3 protein-coding genes are annotated in these 3,041 nt (G+C 60.9%); all 3 read left to right on the forward strand.

All coding sequences use genetic code 11. The features are described 5' to 3' along the window. Window positions 1–171 precede the first annotated feature (171 nt). The 3 genes from sphst_RS20685 to sphst_RS14220 all read left to right on the forward strand — a co-directional run bounded on the left by sphst_RS20685 (window position 172) and on the right by sphst_RS14220 (window position 3,029). Window positions 172–483, forward strand: coding sequence for a hypothetical protein (locus sphst_RS20685; protein WP_159043647.1), 312 nt, complete (start codon window positions 172–174; stop codon window positions 481–483). Window positions 484–1,037: 554 nt separating this feature from the next. Beyond that, window positions 1,038–2,612 (forward strand): Na+/H+ antiporter, encoded by a 1,575-nt coding sequence (locus sphst_RS14215; RefSeq protein ID WP_031394094.1) that lies wholly within the window; start codon window positions 1,038–1,040, stop codon window positions 2,610–2,612. Between the two features lie 33 nt (window positions 2,613–2,645). After that, window positions 2,646–3,029, forward strand: a complete 384-nt coding sequence (locus tag sphst_RS14220) for an acyl-CoA thioesterase (RefSeq protein WP_031394095.1) — start codon at window positions 2,646–2,648, stop codon at window positions 3,027–3,029. Window positions 3,030–3,041: the final 12 nt, after the last annotated feature.

The raw sequence follows: 3,041 nt of genomic DNA on the forward strand, positions 1-3,041 counted from the left end.
TTCCATAACCGGCCCCCCTTGGAAGTGATAACGGCCCTGTTGCATTTTTGGCAGCGTCAAGGCTTTCGCATAACCCTTCAGTCGCGGGCTAGAAGGTAAGTCTTATTTGAAAGTTGAGCTTACCGTGTATCTATGTCCGGATAATGCACAGGGCCTCATAAGGAGAAAAATATGCGAATCGCCTTGGCTATGCTTCTAGCAGCATCGACCTCAGCCTATGCTCAAACCAGTAGTAACCCGATAAGCGTTCCAGAGGTTATGCCAATTTCAGATGGGTTACCACAGGTAACAGCAATCAAAGTAAGGGAAGTAGCCGAAGAATACAAGATTGCCAAAAAGATGAAACTTCGGCCAATGAGTCAATCGCTCGTTACTACGGGTGGCTACTATGATGTCCTGAACTGCGTCGACGCGGCGGGAAAGCCTCGCGAGTTATGGTTTGACATCGGTATGTTCTTTCCGGGTTCCTACCTAGCAAAGTGAGGCTCTATCTACAGGGGGTAGAGAGGCCAACAACGCCATTCTTGGCAGCTATCGAACGTTCCTCCCCAAAAGCGGTCGGGCCGGTTACCAGCAATTATTGCCGTTCGGCGGTCTGATGTGTGGAAAACCCGGTCGTAAACACGACTGTGCGACAAACGGGTGTTTTACGACACTTGGGCGGATGACATGTAGCACTGACAAGCCGCGCCGGTCATCATCGACGGTCACAAAGCAACGGCCCGTCCTGCTGTCGCGAAAATTAGCATTTTCGCGAGAATGGCCTGGCGTCAGATGGACAAGGTCGAGCCACCTGGCCGCAGCCTCGCCGTCTTGATCGGCTTCCCTGGCATACGCACGCCGGATCCGAGCAACAGTCCCCACCACCGACATCCCACTCTCGCCGCCCGAGCGTAGCGAAAGCCGGCAGCGCATTCGTTGGGGCTGCCTCACGCGCTAATTCAGTGACAAGAATCGAGGAACGGACAATCTACTGATTGGGTTGGGCTTTCATACCTGCCACTAACCGGCTGTCTCCCTTCCGAAAGTGCCGGTTTATGCATACGTTCGAGCTACTGCTCGTACTGGTCGCCGCCTCGGTGGTGCTTGCCTATGTCGCGCAGCGGCTGCGTGTTCCCCTTGCAGTCGCCCTGGTACTCGGCGGGATCGGGCTGGCCTTCGTCCCCGGCATCGGTACCGTCGAACTCGACCCGGAATTGGTGCTGGCACTTTTCCTACCACCCCTGCTTCAGGCCAGCGCCTACCGCACCGACTGGCCGGCGTTCCGTTTCAACCTACGCCCCATCCTGTCGCTGGCGCTGGGCGCGGTGTTCTTTACTGCTGCCGCGGTGGCAATCGTCGTCAAGCTGCTGGTACCCGGGCTGCCCTGGTGGGCGGCGATCACGCTGGGTGCGATCGTGGCTCCGCCGGATGCGGTTGCCGCGGCGGCAGTCCTCAAGCAGGTGAAGCTGCCCAAGCGCATCGTCACGGTGCTGGAGGGCGAAAGCCTTATCAACGACGCTTCCTCTCTTGTCCTCTATCGTTGCGCGGTCGCAGCCACGCTGGCGGGTACGTTCAGCCTCGGCGAAGGTGTGTTCCAGTTCTTCACGGCCGCGATCGGCGGCACGTTGGCGGGCTGGCTGGTGGGCCGGGCAGCCATGTGGATCTTCGTCCATCTGGAAGACACGCTGCTCGACATCACCGTGAGCCTACTAGCGGGGTTCTTTGCCTACTTCCTCGCCGAGCAGGTCCACGTTTCGGGCGTGCTTGCAGCGGTTGCCTGCGGACTGGTGCTCGGCCGCCGCCAGCATGCGGCCTTCACCGGCGAGACGCGGCTCGGCATGTCTACGGTGTGGGGGTTCGTCGAGTTCCTGCTCACCGCGCTCGTGTTCATGCTCATCGGCCTTCAACTGCGTGGCATCGTCGAGCGGCTCGAAGGCTATGATGCGAAGAGCCTTAGCCTGATTGCGCTGGCGGTATCAGCGACGCTGATCGTCAGCCGCTTTATCTGGATATTCCCCGCGACCTGGCTGCCCCGCGTCCTGTCTCGTACGACGCGGGAAGCGGACCCTCTGCCGCCGTGGAGCTATCCAACCGCTCTGTCCTGGGCCGGCATGCGCGGTGTGGTCAGCCTGGCAACGGCGTTGGCGTTGCCGGCTCGTTTTCCGGGCCGAGACATCATCGTCTTCCTGGCGTTCTGTGCGATCTTCGCGACGCTGGTCCTGCAAGGTACGACCTTGGGCTGGGTCATCCGTCGTCTCGCGCTGGAGCAGGAAGAAACGACATTGCCTGAACCCGACACCGCCAAGGCCCGCGCCGAACTCGCCGCAGCATCGTTAGATGCGGTGCAGGAACATCTCGACAGCGATGCGTCCGAGCACGGCGAGGCCGCGGCCGAGCTGGTCGAGGAGTACAAGGTGCGGGCTGAGCGGGCGAGTATCGAGGGGCAGGACGTCGAAAACAAGACCGACCAGCTCATCGCCCAGCAGCGTCTGCGCCTCGTTGCCATCGAGGCGGCGCGCGGGAAGCTGATGGAGCAGACCGACCAGATCGATGCGGAAGCGCATCGGGCGCTTGGCGAGGAGCTTGACCTGGAAGAGCAACAAATCCACCGCGCGCTTGGCGACGTGTAGCACCTCCCTCATCTGCATCAGGAGCCCCATCCCATGAGCAACAACATGCCACGGCCAGATGGAGGAGCGCATTTGCGCACTGTCGCCCTACCCCGCGATGCGAATGCCAGCGGCGACATCTTCGGCGGCTGGACTCTGTCGCAGATGGACCTGGCGGGTGGCACCTTCGCGGCTGCCCATTCCGGCAAGCGCGTGGTCACGGTGCGGATCGATGCCGTCGAGTTCCTCAAGCCCGTCTCGGTTGGTGACGACGTCAGCGTGTTCTGTGAACTGGAGCACGAGGGCGACACCTCGATCGCCGTCAGGATCGAAGTCTGGGCGCGGGTTCGCACCGGCGATGCGCCGCATAAGGTGACCGAGGGAGTATTTCGCTACGTTGCTGTTGGTGAAGACGGCAAACCGACTGCGGCGAGTTGAGTCGCCTTCTAC

The organism is Sphingomonas sp. STIS6.2 (assembly GCF_000732685.2).
GTDB lineage: Bacteria > Pseudomonadota > Alphaproteobacteria > Sphingomonadales > Sphingomonadaceae > Sphingomonas > Sphingomonas aerolata.